This window comes from Pseudidiomarina sp. WS423 (assembly GCF_050750165.1).
Lineage (GTDB): Bacteria > Pseudomonadota > Gammaproteobacteria > Enterobacterales > Alteromonadaceae > Pseudidiomarina > Pseudidiomarina fusca.
On sequence record NZ_JBOJLN010000011.1, the window covers coordinates 14,611 to 29,237 of the forward strand.

The 14,627-nt window shown below is 50.3% G+C and carries 13 protein-coding genes; 8 read left to right on the top strand and 5 right to left on the bottom strand.

Annotation, left to right across the window (positions count from 1 at the left end; translation table 11 throughout):
- Window positions 1-63: 63 nt before the first annotated feature.
- Together ACQ661_RS09495 and ACQ661_RS09500 are read right to left on the bottom strand one after the other, a co-directional pair.
- Window positions 64-657, bottom strand: a complete 594-nt coding sequence (locus ACQ661_RS09495) for a hypothetical protein (protein WP_153825977.1) — start codon at window positions 655-657, stop codon at window positions 64-66.
- 198 nt (window positions 658-855) lie between these two features.
- On the bottom strand, window positions 856-2,355 hold the full coding sequence (locus ACQ661_RS09500) for an MBL fold metallo-hydrolase RNA specificity domain-containing protein (protein WP_431668222.1): 1,500 nt from the start codon (window positions 2,353-2,355) through the stop codon (window positions 856-858).
- Window positions 2,356-2,841: 486 nt separating this feature from the next.
- Between ACQ661_RS09500 and ACQ661_RS09505 the strand changes: the two genes are divergently transcribed.
- From ACQ661_RS09505 to ACQ661_RS09515, 3 genes are all read left to right on the top strand, one after another.
- Complete coding sequence (locus tag ACQ661_RS09505) at window positions 2,842-3,096, top strand: hypothetical protein (protein ID WP_431668223.1); 255 nt, start codon at window positions 2,842-2,844, stop codon at window positions 3,094-3,096.
- A 279-nt stretch (window positions 3,097-3,375) separates the two neighbouring features.
- On the top strand, window positions 3,376-6,096 hold the full coding sequence (locus tag ACQ661_RS09510; RefSeq protein WP_431668224.1) for a putative bifunctional diguanylate cyclase/phosphodiesterase: 2,721 nt from the start codon (window positions 3,376-3,378) through the stop codon (window positions 6,094-6,096).
- A gap of 26 nt (window positions 6,097-6,122) precedes the next feature.
- On the top strand, window positions 6,123-6,755 hold the full coding sequence (locus ACQ661_RS09515) for a hypothetical protein (RefSeq protein WP_431668225.1): 633 nt from the start codon (window positions 6,123-6,125) through the stop codon (window positions 6,753-6,755).
- Here the strand turns inward: ACQ661_RS09515 and ACQ661_RS09520 are convergent.
- The 3 genes from ACQ661_RS09520 to ACQ661_RS09530 all read right to left on the bottom strand — a co-directional run bounded on the left by ACQ661_RS09520 (window position 6,724) and on the right by ACQ661_RS09530 (window position 9,748).
- The gene (locus tag ACQ661_RS09520) at window positions 6,724-7,905 is read right to left on the bottom strand and encodes a hypothetical protein (RefSeq protein WP_431668226.1); all 1,182 of its coding nucleotides are present in this window, start codon (window positions 7,903-7,905) and stop codon (window positions 6,724-6,726) included. The genes ACQ661_RS09515 and ACQ661_RS09520 overlap by 32 nt on opposite strands.
- A 38-nt stretch (window positions 7,906-7,943) precedes the next feature.
- Entirely contained in the window at window positions 7,944-8,939 is a 996-nt protein-coding gene (locus ACQ661_RS09525) for a hypothetical protein (protein WP_431668227.1), read from the bottom strand.
- Window positions 8,940-9,031: 92 nt separating this feature from the next.
- Window positions 9,032-9,748 carry a hypothetical protein gene (locus ACQ661_RS09530; RefSeq protein ID WP_313932551.1) on the bottom strand — a complete coding sequence of 239 codons (717 nt, stop codon included), beginning with the start codon at window positions 9,746-9,748 and terminating at the stop codon, window positions 9,032-9,034.
- A gap of 301 nt (window positions 9,749-10,049) precedes the next feature.
- On the opposite strand from ACQ661_RS09530, the gene ACQ661_RS09535 reads away from it, so the two are divergent.
- From ACQ661_RS09535 to ACQ661_RS09555, 5 genes are read left to right on the top strand one after another with little or no spacing between them, the layout of a single operon-like run.
- Window positions 10,050-10,742, top strand: coding sequence for a hypothetical protein (locus ACQ661_RS09535; RefSeq protein WP_431668228.1), 693 nt, complete (start codon window positions 10,050-10,052; stop codon window positions 10,740-10,742).
- Between the two features lie 59 nt (window positions 10,743-10,801).
- Window positions 10,802-11,020: a hypothetical protein gene (locus ACQ661_RS09540; protein ID WP_431668229.1), complete on the top strand. Its 219-nt coding sequence runs from the start codon at window positions 10,802-10,804 to the stop codon at window positions 11,018-11,020.
- Window positions 11,020-12,042, top strand: a complete 1,023-nt coding sequence (locus ACQ661_RS09545; RefSeq protein WP_431668230.1) for a hypothetical protein — start codon at window positions 11,020-11,022, stop codon at window positions 12,040-12,042. Before ACQ661_RS09540 ends, ACQ661_RS09545 begins: the two co-directional genes overlap by 1 nt.
- 15 nt (window positions 12,043-12,057) lie before the next feature.
- Window positions 12,058-13,182: a hypothetical protein gene (locus tag ACQ661_RS09550; RefSeq protein ID WP_369743479.1), complete on the top strand. Its 1,125-nt coding sequence runs from the start codon at window positions 12,058-12,060 to the stop codon at window positions 13,180-13,182.
- Window positions 13,179-14,618: a hypothetical protein gene (locus ACQ661_RS09555; protein ID WP_431668231.1), complete on the top strand. Its 1,440-nt coding sequence runs from the start codon at window positions 13,179-13,181 to the stop codon at window positions 14,616-14,618. The genes ACQ661_RS09550 and ACQ661_RS09555 overlap by 4 nt, the downstream gene beginning before the upstream one ends.
- The last annotated feature ends 9 nt before the right edge of the window (window positions 14,619-14,627 follow it).

The window sequence follows — 14,627 nt, forward strand, 5'->3', positions numbered from 1 at the left end:
TTGGAGGGACTTGCGGCCCCAGCTACTTAGCTGGGGCCGCAGGTGGCTCCGGTATTTAAGTCTCTACGCCAATGCTGCTGATATATTTCTCAATTCTTTAATTGGTGCTGCTTTTCGTTTAAGTAAAAGGTCTTCGTTAATCTTAAGAACAATGCTTTTTAGTAAATCAGTTGTGTTTGCTATATCCGTTATCACTTTAAGACGCTCAATTTCACTAGCTAGTAGCCGCCCTTTTAGGGATAGCCGTTTATCTGCTCGACCTTTTGCTAATTCGCTATTCAAATACTGTGTGATAGATTTCGCTGCCATCTCATTCTCAGACAATGCGTGAATATAGTATTTCATTAAATTGGGGACGAAATCGATGGAAGCCCCAATTTCTATTGTTGCTAGGTTTAGGATATCGATCAGGTGTGCAGGTAAGCGTCCCTCGACCGGTTTGCGCTTGGTTTCATACTGGCGCTTAACCGCGGGAGTTGATTGGTGTGGAAGGAGAACGACGCTGTCACATTTGTCGCAAACGCCAACCAGAACATTTTTAACGATACCGCTGCCATCGCTGAAGGGGACATCACGTAACTGGAATGTTGTGTCTCCAAATGATTGGCATGTTGTACAGGCTGCTTTGTGTGAGTCACCAACCTTGAATATTTTCATTTTAGCCTCTTACATATGAATGCTGATAAATACACTGTTTGCCTCATCCAAGCATTTGATGACTCTCTTTTTAATGTTGTTAAATCCCATGGCAGGCCTCTATTGTACGACATTGGTCGTACTTTGGTAAAGTTTTAGATTGTTTGGAGGAACTTGCGGCCCCAGCTCCGTAGCTGGGGCCGCAGGTCCTTCTTCGGCTCAATCGAAGCTATCTAGGACGGCGCGCAGGGCGCGTTTGGCGGCGGGTTCGCCGTGTACGAGGCGGATATCGGGGATAGGGCGCTGGGCACTTTGTACGAATTCGACCAGTTCGCGCTGATCGGCGTGAGCTGAATAGCCGCCAAGGGTATGGATACGGGCGTTGATGGCGATGCGTTGGTGGTCGAGTACCACGTAGCCGGAACTGCCGGAGCCGAGGCCGTGTTCGGCGTAGCGTTGGATGTCGCGGCCGGGGGTGCCTTCGGCTTGGTAGCCGACAAAAATCAGATCGGTGCGAGCATCGGGCAGCAGCTCTTTCAGGTAGTTGACGATGCGGCCGCCGCTGCACATGCCGCTGGCGGCTATGACAATCGCTGGGGTGCCACTATCACGCAAGAGTTCCACCAGTTGTTCGTGCTGTTCGTGGCTTTCAACGATGTGCAGCCGTTCAAAATTAAGCGGATGGCGGTCGTCGGCCAGGCGTTGCTTGGCTTCGTCATCCCATTGCTGGCGCAGGCGTCGATACATGGCGGTGTATTGCGATGCTAGCGGCGAATCTAAAATCACTGTCATCTTGGCCCAATCGGCGTGGCTGTGGATGAGATCTTCAAGCTCGTACAGCAGCTCTTGGGTGCGGCCGATACTAAACGCCGGAATAAGTACCGTTCCTTTATCTTCAAAGGCCCGCTCGATGACTTGTTTGAGCTGTGCTTGGCGGTGCTCGCGCGGTTCGTGCAGGCGGTCGCCGTAGGTGCTTTCGAGTACTAAGATATCGGCGTACTCGAGTGGGGTCGGGTCCGGTAGCAAGGGCGTATTTTTGCAGCCGAGATCGCCTGAAAAGACCACCCGAAAGCCGTCTTCGATTCGCTCAAATTCGGCGTAGGCAGAGCCTAAGATGTGGCCGGCGTTGCGTAGCCGTAAGCGGACTTGGTCGCGGCTAAAGGGTAGGGTAAACCATTGATCGTAAGCGATGGGTATGACTTGGCGCTGGATGCGGCGCACCAGGTGGTCAATCATGTCGTCTTGCTGGCTGGTATGGCCGAGCTGCAATTTTAATGCATCGCTCAAGACGATCGGCAGCAAACTAGCGGTGGCGGGTGTGCAGTAAATGGGGCCGCTGAAGCCAGCGGTGATCAGCTGTGGCACGCGCCCAACGTGGTCGATGTGGCAATGAGTGAGCACCAAAGCTTCAATGTCGTCGATGCTAAAGCCAAGCCCGCTGCTATCTCGGCTGCTCATGCTGCTAGCACCGCGAACGCCACCACCAGCTCCAGCAGCTCCGTTAACGCCGCCACCAACGTCGCTGTAACCCAGCGTGCCCTCTTGTTCGGCGACTGCTAGCATTTGTTGATGAAGCTGATGGCGTTTGGCATCCATCCCTTGAAACATACCGCAGTCGATCAACACGGAACATGGACTGGAGCTACCTTTGATATCGAGGTGAAGTTGATGGCAAGAACCGGTGACCCCTTCATGAGCACCATGATGTGTAATATCCATTTACATTTCTCCTTGAGTTATAAGCGAAAAATCAGCCTAGACCAGAAAAAAATTACTGACAATAGCCGATCTCTCAGGTAGCCTATTTGTATTAGGAGAGGCAGCACCTTGTTCGAACTCCGTAATCCATACTTTGGTCGCACTGCTGCCTCTTCTAATTCTCTTTATGCGCTAGCGCAAACTCCGAACAAGCTCCGATTAAGCTCCGATTAAGCCCCCGCTAAGTTCCAAACAAACAAGCCCTCACCAAAACCTTTACACTGTTAAAATAACGGACGCTCAAATCATCCCCAATCTGACAACGATTTCGTATAAAACCCGATTGTTTTTTACCCCTTTCGTGCCTTATTCTTTAAAAGTTAACCAAGACGCAACAAATCGTTACGATTTTGCGCCTACTATATCGAAAATGATTTATAGCGTAATCTTTACATACTACCTACAATTATAAGCACTATTTTCTGTACGGACATGGGGGAACAAGCAGTGACAGCTAGTCAGAGTGGTCATTATAAGAGGCACCGCAAAATATCGTTATATAACGGTGACGAAAAATTATCTGATATTGGGGTGCCAAGCAGTGAATCGAATGGTCAAGCCTTGCGCCGGGCCATGATGGAAATGGAACGGTCACCGATTCTGACCCATGCGGTGTTTCGGGATCGTAATGGTAAGCTTTGGGTGTTACCACGCTCAGCTTCGATTTTTAAGCGGCTCCATATCAGTATTCTAGCGCATTAAAGCTAGTTGTCGCGTTAGTTATTGCATTAAGGCGACTTCATGAGGCAATCCGCAAGGTATGCCCACGGTAGTTACACATCTAAAATTCGCTCTATCACTTTTAAACTAGTTATCTCTATCTTCATCAGGATTTTTTTGGTTTTTGTTGGCAAACTCGCTAATCCGACTAGTCATGGTTATCTTCTTATGGTTATATAAGCTTATGTCGTAAATGCTGATGTGATGAGCTGACGGCGCTACCCATAATAATAAGAATAATTAGACTAGCAGGATTACCGAATGCGTATAATTCAGGTAGACCAACAAGCACGCGCAGTGACCCATTTGGTGTTGTCGCTTTCACTGCTATTAGCTGGGATTTTTATCCTGGGCTATCGCTACTGGGAGCCGACCCAGTTGCCGCTGTACCACTCCATGAGCTCATCGTTGCTATTAGGTGCGGTGTTTAATGGCTTGAGTCTCCTTACCTTTGATTTGCATTCAAAACGCTCGTGGCAGCCTTGGTTGTCGCGGGCGTTTGCCGTTATTGGGGTGGTGGTAGCTGCCAACGGCTTGTTTGGCTCCGTGATTGATCCTTACGATTCGCAGGTGCATCCGATCACGCACGGCTTGATGGGGTTATTGTCGCTGTGGTTAGCGCTGCGGTTACGTGGGCGGGTGGCGATGCGCGTGCAAGCGTTGCTGGCGGCCCCGATTGCGCTGGGCATGTTAACCATGATAGTGCTGCATTTTTATTATCAGCAGCCGTTGATGGCGCGGCATCCGATTGGCAGTTTGATTAGTTGTACGCTGGTGTTGCTGGCGGCATTGGCGGTGTGGAATGCCAGCCGTGCTGGGCATGAGTACCTGCCTCCTGTCAGTATTTTGACTACCGGGATGGTCTTGTTAGGTTTAGCCGCCGCAACCAGTTTCGGTTTACTCACCTTTCATAACCAGATGAATAACTTGCGTGAGCAAGGTCGTGAGGTTGCCCAGAATTTAAACGAGAGTAGGCGTTCACTAGGTTCGCAGCATTTGCGGACGTTCGAGCGACTGGCCGAGCGCTGGAGTGACTATCCTGCCAGCCATCATGATCAATTGATTGACGCAGATGTTAAAGCCTACTTGGAAGATATTGATTTCCTTGAAAGTATGATGCTGCTTGAAGGGACGGATGTGGTTTGGGAGCAGAATAAAAACGGCGACAGCCATTACACCCATCTGTGGAACATCGACCCCTATTTGCGCGCGAGTGCCGCTGCGAATTTAACCCGAGTTGAAATGTTGGTTGCCTCTCGGGATAACTCGCCTGATGGAACCTTGTTGTTTGTGCGTTTGCCGGTGGAATTTACCGAGGCGCATCCTCCGCAACAAGAACAGCCGGAGCGGCAGTTCTCTTTATTGGTGGTGTTTGACGTGCCGCTGATGTTAGCGCCGCAAACCCGCATTATGGAATCACCTATTACCGCATACACCATGCTTGGCCGAGGCGTGTTGATTGACTATGCGGGGTATTGGATCAGCGATGAGCAAAAAGCTTACCTCGCCAGTAAGGCATTGTTTTTGTATGACAGTGCGTTAGTAACAGACTACAACACTTCAGGTAACCCGATTCAAACCTACTTGGTAGATCTCAGCAGTTTACAAGAGCGGGCTAATCTTGAGGTGTTGGTGGTGTTTGCGGGGATTTTGCTGGTGCTGATGATGGCACTGACGGTAGAGCGTAACCGCGAGTTGGTGTTGCAGGGCCGGCAACTGAAGTTTCAGGCCGAGCATGATGCCCTGACCGGGCTGTTTAACCGTACCACCAGTGAGCAGGTGTTAGCGGATAGGTTCCATAAAAACAAGCAGCAAACGGTGTTGTTTATCGACTTGGATGGCTTTACCTACATCAACGATAGCTTGGGCTTGCAAGTGGGTGACCGCTTACTCCAAGTGCTGGCGCAGCGGTTAGAAGCTGTGGTTGGTAAGCAGGCTATCTTAGGCCGGTTTGGTGGTGATGAGTTTTTAATCATTACCGACAAAGTGCATGACAATGAACGGGCGGTCAAAGAGCTGACGGATAAGTTATTAGCGGCCGTCGCACAGCCGTATCGGATCATGCACCATAAAATATACTTAACTGCCAGCATTGGCGTGGCGCATCAAACGGACGACCAATATGCGCCATTGGAGTTGGTACAGCGGGCCGATATGGCCATGCATCAAGCCAAGCGCCAAGGCCACAATCACGTGCAAGTGTACCAAGAGAGTATGAGCTTGCAGTTTAAATCATCAGCGGCGATGCGTTCGAGTTTGCAGGAGGCGATTGAGCGTAATCAGTTGGCCTTGCATTATCAGCCGATTGTGCGCTGTAGCGATACCGCCACAGTGGGCTACGAGGCCTTGTTGCGTTGGGAGCGTGAGCCTGGGCGTTTTATTCCGCCATCGGAGTTTATTCCCTTGGCCGAGATGACGGGCCAGATTATTCCGTTAAGTGAGTGGGTGTTTAGACGGGCCTGTGAGGCGGCGGTGCAATTGCAGCAATATGGGCCATGTAAGGTAGCGGTTAACTTAAGTACCTTGCACTTTAACCGCAGCGAATTTAAAGGCTTTTTAGAGCGTACGTTAGAAGAAACCGGGTGTCAGCCGCAGTGGTTAGAGTTAGAACTTACCGAAAGCATCTTGATGGAGAACATCGACTATGCGGTGGATATCTTGCAAAGCTTGCGTGATAAGCAAATCAGCATCTCGTTAGATGATTTTGGTACCGGCTTCTCCAGCTTGAGCTATTTGCGCCGTTTGCCGGTGGATAAAGTAAAAATTGATCGGAGTTTTGTGGCTGGGATCAAAACCCATCGTAGTGACCGAGTGTTGATTGGCTCGGTGATTAAAATTGCGCAAAGTTTGAATTTTAAAGTGGTGGCAGAAGGGGTAGAAACCCCGCAACAAGCCGAGTTTGTTACTGAGCTGGGTTGTGATTACATGCAGGGCTTTTATTTTGGCCGGCCAGTACCCCTAGACGATTTGTTTGAAAGTTAAAGGTTGTAGAAATGAAGGACGTAAGCATGTTACAGGATGATAAAAGGTTGGTTATTGGGTCGGCGCGCGGTATCACCCACATGGCTACTGCGCTGCTCTTGTTGGCGGCAGGAACGACCGCTGCTAGCGCGGCACCCGTGGCGGCTAACCAGCTTAACGTGCAGCAAATTCAGGCTGATGCCAATCAGTTAGCGCAGGCGCGGCAACTATTGAGTCATGCCGATGCCAACGTACGTAGTAGTGCACTGAATAAGTTGTTGCAATCGGATAATACGGCGCTACGTGAAATGGCCTATGCGGTCGGCTTTGGCAGTGCCGACGACGTGGCGCGCGCTATTACTTTGAGCCATAGATTTAACGAAGTACAGACGTTGCAGATCACCTTAAACGAAGGTGATGGCGGTAAGGCCGAGCAATTGCGGCGCAGTTTAGGTGGCGTGATGAACGTAACCGTGCGCAGTTATAACGAGGTGAATGGCCGCTTTGAGGTGCGTAACTTCGGCGGTAGCCACAATGGTTATGGTGAAGTAGCTGGGCTGCAGGTTAGCCTATCGCAAAACGCCTGCAGCGCTAAATTTGAGCTTAACGACGTGAGTGAGTTAAGCGGCAGCGTGACTTGTGCAGGAGTTACTCTGCCAGCAACGATTGACTTGTTTTAACCTCTGAAATCACGATCTGTTCCGCGTCGGCTTGCCAATGAGAATGCACCACCAGCATAAATTGGCGAGCTGCGACGTTGGCCTTGCTTAGATCGATCTCCTTTTGCTCTTGGCCGAGCATCCAAGTTCCGCTATACACAGGCACCCAGCCTTGGGCGCTGCGCTCGGAACGGTTGGCAAGGATCTCAAAATCACGGATAAAGCTGCTACGCTGCTTGCTATGGTTAGCCAAGGTAATGCTATTAAGCTGTTGTAAGTTATCACCTAGGCTAAACGTGAGCCGCACAGGATTGTGTGCTTGATAGTTGCCGAGCTTGTTATAGTTCGGCCCTTGTTGCGGCTGATAGCTCCAATGGGTGGCGGTATCACCATCGGTGAGCAGATTGCTATTGCTACCGGCGCTGGGCGCATGGCTCCAGGCACTTAGCGTCACGCTTTGTTGTAGAGCATTCAGACCGGTATTATTGGCCAGATCTGCGACCAAGCCATCATTGAAAAAAGGGCCGATGGTTTCTAGTAAACGGTCGATGCGCAACACCAAGCCTTGGCCGCTATCTGCATCCACTGATTGCAACATCCCCACAGGCGTTTGGCCGACATAAACGGTACTGCCGCTCATGCCTTGATACAAAGGCGTGTTGATAGCATCGATGGGTTGTACGTAAAGACGCAACAAATCAACGCTGCTGATGCTTACTGGGGTTAAGGTGCGAGCGCCATCGGCGCTAACGGTGCTAACACTGAGTTGGCTGGCACTTTGCAATTGTTTGAGGACATCAGCACTGGTACTGGTGAGCTCGTTAAAACTAGCGCCACAGCCCTCAGCAGCAGGGCCGCTCACGCCCATAATCGATAGGTCGTAACCGAAGTTTTGAATGGCAACGGCTTCACCTTTGCTGCGTGCAGCGTTGGCGGCGGTGAGGTTGGCAAAAAAGTTGTCTTTGACGACGTGCTCGGGGGTGATCAGGTAACAGCTGTCTAGGCGTTTGAGCAAAAAGCCTTGGCCGATCTCGCCGGCCTCAACAAATACCGGAGTAATAGGGGTGTTCTGCGCTACCGCTGTTTGGGCAATAGCTGCGGTGGCGATGCTTAGCCCCACCGAGGCGGCTAGCAGCGGCTTGATTGCCGCTGTAGGTCGTAACTTAGCCATGATTCGGATATCACCTATTGTTTTTATACGTGCAGCTGTTAGCGATTCACCACCACTTCTTCTGCTTTGATTTGTTCTTTTTTCGGAGCAAATAAGCTCCGTAACATCACGGTAAACTCTAGCATTAAGAAGATAATCGCGTACAAACTGGTCAGCGCCATCACCACAGGATCGTTACCGAAACGCTTCCATAGCGAGGTTTTAGCATCGTAACCGGCGCTGCCAAGGCGCTCTACCCGTGCAACTGTGGTCTCACCATGGGTGGTGATATACATGCTGTCGTCGGGTTCATAGCGCACAAAACCACGCAGCACCGCGTTGGTGTTGCGCTCAATATCGTTATGTAGCGTCACGCGGTCGCCTTGGTCTAACTCAAACTCACCCGATACGTAACGTACGTCGCCAAACAGTTCCTGCTCGATGATACGAATATTGCCACTGAGTAACGTTGCTGCTACCGAAGTACTCACGTCGTCACCTATCACCACTTCTCCCATAAAAGGGAAGAGCAGTTGGCGTGATTGGCCAATAATCACATCCACGTAAGAATCTAACTGTTGACGGCCAACAATATCCTGGTCTAAATAGCCGACCGAACCGTTGGCGAAGTCTGGGTGCTGGAGGGTCATCACAAATTCGTTATTAGCATGGTTAACAAAGAAAGTGACCTGAACGCCAGGATTAACAATGATGAAGTTTTCCTTTGCCTGATGGTTAAAAACATCCAGTTCACCGGCGGGGTTTTGGCTGGGGTCCATCAAGGCATCGTTGTTTAGGCCACTAAAAACCGTAGCATCGGCCGGAATACGCCACTGGTTGATGGCGCTGTCAGCGGTCACTATATTCATCACGTCCGTTCTAGCGCTTACCGTGTAGATGTTGACTCGGTCGGCAAAAAGCACGTACGCAAGCGCTGCTACCATCCCCGACAAAATCAAAAAAATCACGCTTTTACGAGTCCAGCCGCGACCGCGCAGGTTCTTCACCCGCGTTACCATAAACATGCGCATCGCGCTATTTTTCAATACGGACATAAGTATCTCTTTTTATTCATACTAAAGCTGGCATGAGCGGTGTAGCTGCGCCAAGAGCCAATAGCTAACATCTTAAAGCGCATTTGCTCTTATCAATACACCAACTCAAATTTAACGGGTGGCAGCATGCGGCCGGCTTGGCGGCGGACGAGGGTGATGGCGTTGCTGCCATCGCGCAGTAATGCTGGGTCGATTTCACACAGGGTATCGTAGCCGGTGCGGACGCCTTGCTTGATAGCTTGGCAGCGGTGATTTTGGTTGCCAGAGTCGAGCTGCAGTTGCATGAACACATCGCTACGCCCTGAGTTAGCGAATACGTATACTTTGCCGCCTGGCTCTTCGCCGCGATAGCTTAAATACACTTGTTGAATGCTGTTACTCTGCTCACAAGAGCCGGGTACGGCGACCATAGCCATCTCGTCAGCTGAGAGCTTATCTAACACATCTGTATGCTTACTAGGATATTCTACTGAATATAACTCAGCCTCTGCGGCGGCGGCCATGCGGTATTCATTTTCTGAGCTGTAGCTACCATCGCGCGAATGCACCTTTAAACAAATAGGTTGATCTAAATCAACTTTTGGCACTCGTACGGCAAGGTTTCCGCTAAGGTTGGGAGAAGCATACACCACCCCAACTAAGATACGCCCACTTACTGGTACGTTGGAGGCGTACGACTCAGTGAAGGCTTCTTGTGCCAGTCGTAATTCTTGAACAGGGGTAGCTAAACTCACGCTAGAGCAGAGGCCCACTGCGCTTAAGGTTAGGCTACCAAGTGCGATTTTTGTTAGCTTTTTGACATATTTCATCAGCAGTTTCGTCCTGTAAAACGGCTATTACTCTGTTAATCTTTCGTAAAGATTGCGTAGCTATGGGCTACTATGCCTGTAATAGAAGCACCATTCAATAGCTGCCAAATACTTTTTGGCTTATTTCAGATTTTTTTGTTGCAATGCGTTTACAAATTATTTACCTTAACCCTTGTGGCAAAGTATACAATTATATAACAATTTGCCTTGGACCTCTCTCAGCTTAGTTAGTTATTGGTATACAGGCTAGGTTGGGGGAACGTATGGAAAGCTCGTTGGAGCTTACGGAGAGACTCTTATTATGAAAAAATTAATCATTCCTGCTTTGTTGGCTTCAATGTTAACGCTTGCCGGTTGTGGCGCTACTACCAGCGATGCAGCCAAGTTAGATCGTAATCTTGCGATTGCCGAATTAACTGAACAAATGGATGAGCTTGGCTACGAGCGCATCACTGCGTTTCCTGGTATTCAAGACTTCTTAAATATCGTAGTAGATATCACTGAGCGTCAGAAGAAAGTGATGGGCTTATATCGCACCCAAGCAGAAAACCATGCTGATGTGCAGGCGTTCTTGTATGCGCAGCGTGAAGCAACGCCAGAGCAGTTGAAAGCAGCTATTATGGAATTTGATTTAGGCGCAACCACTGAAGCAGAAAAAATTGGTCCGAAGATCGATGCTTATCGTGGCGCGATCGCAGAAGTTTCTGCAGCTAACCAAGAATTATTTGAAGAGATTTTGATTCAAGGTGCTCAAGGTACTTACCTAATGAGTCAATATGGTACTGAAATTGCCGAAGCTACCGCAATTTATCAAGCACAAAGGCTGATGCTAGGTGGCGGTGAAGAGCAAACCGTGAATAATAACATTTACCTGGCCATGACTCGGGCTATGGATCAAATCGAACTGGCGACTCAAGCAAGCGACCTTATTTCGATTGACCAAGATACCATGTTGGCGATTGATGCTTTGCAAGCTGAATTAGAAGCTAAATAAGCTGTTAAGTACGGCACTGGCTGATAAGGCCAGTGCCTACTGTTGCAGTTGAGACCTTTATGGCATTCATGCTAAAAAAATCAAGATCAATCCTGCTCATTGTTGTGGCTGTAGCCCTGGCAGGTTGTACGTTATCTCCGACACCGCAACAGCGCGCAGAACGGCTGATAGCGAGTGGCGAAGATTCTATAGTTGTGCGGCAGCAAGCTGAGAACAACCTGCACGATGCGTTGAGTAAAGATAATGAGTTTTATCATTTAGGAACGGAACTGAATTGATGCACACATTTTGGATGCACACAGGTAAGATGGCGATGCTGTTGGGGCTGCTACTAGCGCTGCCCAGCGCGGCGGCGCAGCAGTCGGCAGCGCAATCGGCAACGCTGCAGCCGGCTACCCCAACCGAGGCCGACTGGCCGGATTGGGTGTTTGCTCCCGTCTCGGATTATCCATCAACCCACTTGTATGCAGTGGGTTTTGGCGTTTCTAAGGCGACGGCGCGGCAGCATGCGCTGGCTGAGATTAGCCTGCAAGTATCGGCTGATGTGAATACCTTACAGCGCAGTGTGTTGGCGCGTAAACGTAGCGCAGGTGCTACTGAAATTCAGGATGATTTCAGCCAAGTGACGCTGTTAGAGGCGCTGGGTTTGCAATTAGAGCAAGTAGAAGAGCAGCAAAGTGCCCTGTTAGAAAATGCTGATGGCAGCCAAGTTGCAGTGTTGTTGGCGGTGCCTAAGGCCGCGATTGTTGCGGGTTTGCATGACCGTTTGCGGCCCTTAGAGGCGTTGAATTTTCCATTTATGGATGACGCCAGCGAGCAAGGGCGAGCACAACAGTTATTGTGGAGTTTACAGTATCGGCAGAGTATCGACGATGGCTTGCGCTTAGAGCGCGCCATGGCGGCATTAGATGGTGGCCAACCGATGGCGCGGATGCATTTAGAACAATTGCAGCGCGAGGTGCAGCAAGTGTGGCAGAATATGGGCGTACGGGTGGTTGCCAATTATGAATTGCAGCCCCTGGTAGGCGCCTTATCGACGCAATTGCCAGCAGCTACCGACAGCGTACTCTGGTTACGGTTAACGGAACAGCGTAAGCGCGGCCAAAAACAAGGTAAGTTTTTAGAACAGCGCGTGGTGCAGGTGCAGTTAACCAGCCCTACCGCGCCTTTTACCGTGTATCAGCAACAACAGTTGCGTAGTATCGGTGAAGGAGCTAGCGCCAGTGCCGCTGAGCAAGCTGCGCTGCGCAGCATGCAACAACAATTAGAACAGCCCCTGCGGGCATGGTTATTTTTATAGTAAAGGACAACAAATATGAAGTTTGCCAAATTAGCCGTATCAGCTATCGCCTTGAGTGTGTTGGTGGCGTGCCAATCTACCGCACCTAGCCAAACGCAAAGCACCAAGGTGTCGAATCGGTCATCTGGAGTAAATGTTGCCAAGGCACCTGAACAATTCAATGATAGCGATATTTCGGTACCGGCATTTTTTAACACACAAGGGCTAGAGAACTGTACCTTTGATGTGGATAACGAACATCCTGCGTGTCCTTTGAAAAAGCCGATTGTACGCATGTACTTTTCTGGCACTGACGTGGGTGGCGAAGGCCAAGGCGTTGATGCTCTGCGGGCCTACGACGATACCCAGTTGCTGTTTATGCTAGAAAACCAATTCAGTGGCATTAACCGCTACCGGATTGTAACCCGTGATGATGCGGTGATTGATGCTGAAAGCGCCACTGTGTTAGAGCAGCAGGGTGCAGCAAAAGCGGCGGAATACTTTAGTGGTTCAGGCCCGTTACTGCCTGATTACGTGGTGAAAATTGATACTTTACGCACGGTTAAGAACGAAGGTTCGATTACCGGCTGGATGGATTACACCTTGGAGCTTACTGCGGCTACCATCAATCCGCGTACCCGTGAGATCATGTCGTATCCCAACCTAGGTAAAGTGCGGGTGAAATCAGAAGAAGTGCGCGACCGTAGCGAGCTGAAGTTTATCATGGCCAATAACCGTTACGTTTCGGGCTTCCGCTATAACGACAGCGCTCATGTAAACGCAGTGATCAATGATATGGCGTCTCGCGGTATTGATATTTTGCTGACGCGGATGCTGTCAGAAATGCCAGCCTCGGCACAGGTGTTAGGCATTAAAGGCGACCAAATTAGTTTAGATCGGGGCCAGAATGCCGGTGTGTTACCTAACGAAACCATGATTGTGTTTCAATACGAAGCAGGGTTTGTGGAGCCGATTGGGGTTGCTCGAGTGCAGCCGTCGATTAATAGCGCCAACGGTACTATCGTGCGTTGGAAAAATTCGCGCTTGGCCGATCAGATTGAACGTTCAGCCAGCAATGGTATTTATCGTCCAAGCAATGGCGTTAAGATTTTCGCCATCAGTGTCGGAACTCCAGCGGGGTTCTTGGAGAATAGAACATGATAAAAGCACGCAACCATACTGCTAAATTACCAGCAGTGGCGATGCTTTCGGGGCTGGTAGCGCTTGCGTTTGGGGCGGCCCCGGCAGCACACGCCAGCTCGATTAGTTTTAATAGTAATGCCGATATTACCGTGCAGGCTTGTGCCTATGGACGCGGTGCAGCAGCCATTGCACAAGCTGAAGCGCAGGCAGCGGCAGAATTAGCGGCCTTTGTGAAAGGGCCCGCGCTGCTGCAATTAAATGAGGTAGCTGACTCGCTAACTACCACCAGTGCCGCTGAAGCGACGCAGTGGGTACAGAGTTTGCAAGAGGCCAGCCAAAGTGGCATCACGGTCGCTAATTTATTTGTGCAAAGTGGCCAACCTTGGCTGCAGGGCTCAGATACGTGCGTTAGCATGACGCTGGTGCGAGGTACGGATGTCGGTGGCGCTGATGCCTTGGATGGCGATATCGTATGGGATGATGCCAGCCGTGAAGTTGCGGTGGTGGTGAACGGCGAAGGTTGGCCGAATAAAGCCAAGGGCTTAAGCGCGCAACAAGTGGCGGAAGTTGATGGCTTGCGTCGGGCGGTATCGCAAGTGGTTGGGGTGTGGTTGCAGCAAAACTACAGCCAGTACTCTAACTCGTCGATTGAACAAACCAATGACGAAGTGAACGAAAGCCTTAAGGATGTGGTGGCGCAACAGTTGCACACTCGCAGCAATGGCTTGGTAAAACGTTGGCAGTTATTGGATACCCAGATGCTGAGTGATGGCGGCGTTAAGTTAACCCTAGAAGCAGTGGTTGAAAAGCAAGAGCTAGCGCAAGCGGCGCAAGATATTTTGACTGCGATTGGCTCGCCACGGGTACGGGTGATGGCACCGCAACCGCTGGCTGATCATTTGCGCTTGTGGCTGAATCGCCAAGGTATTGAAGTGAGTGAGAATGCCAGTTTATTGGTGAATGCCAATGCCGATGTGCGTGTGAGTGGCAATAGTGCGCGACTGCATTTAGGTGTGCAGGTAGAAGATGCCGCCGGCAATCTTTATGGCCAGTGGAACAATAACCCGGCATTATTAGCGCTGCCTAACAAAACAGGTATTCATCGCGATTTACTGGATGTTCATTTAAGCCATGAGCAACAGCGCGCGGCCTTAGCCAACGCGTTGCATGAGGCTTTTACCCAGATGGTAGCGCAGGGCGGACTGATTCATGAAATCGCCATTGCTCGGCGCTATTTGAGTAGTACCGCAGAGTTGCCTGGTGTGTTGCAGACCATCGGCGGTGTGCGCGATGTGCAGGTAGGTGGCAATGAGCAGTTAGTTACGGCGCAGTTGCGCTATAACGGCAGTGCAGCGGAGTTGGCCTCGGTATTGAGCCAAGTACTGCCGCCGTTATTAGCAGCACCGTTACCGCAGGCGCGAATTGATAACGCCTATAAAATTAAATTTCTATAAGTTTAGGTA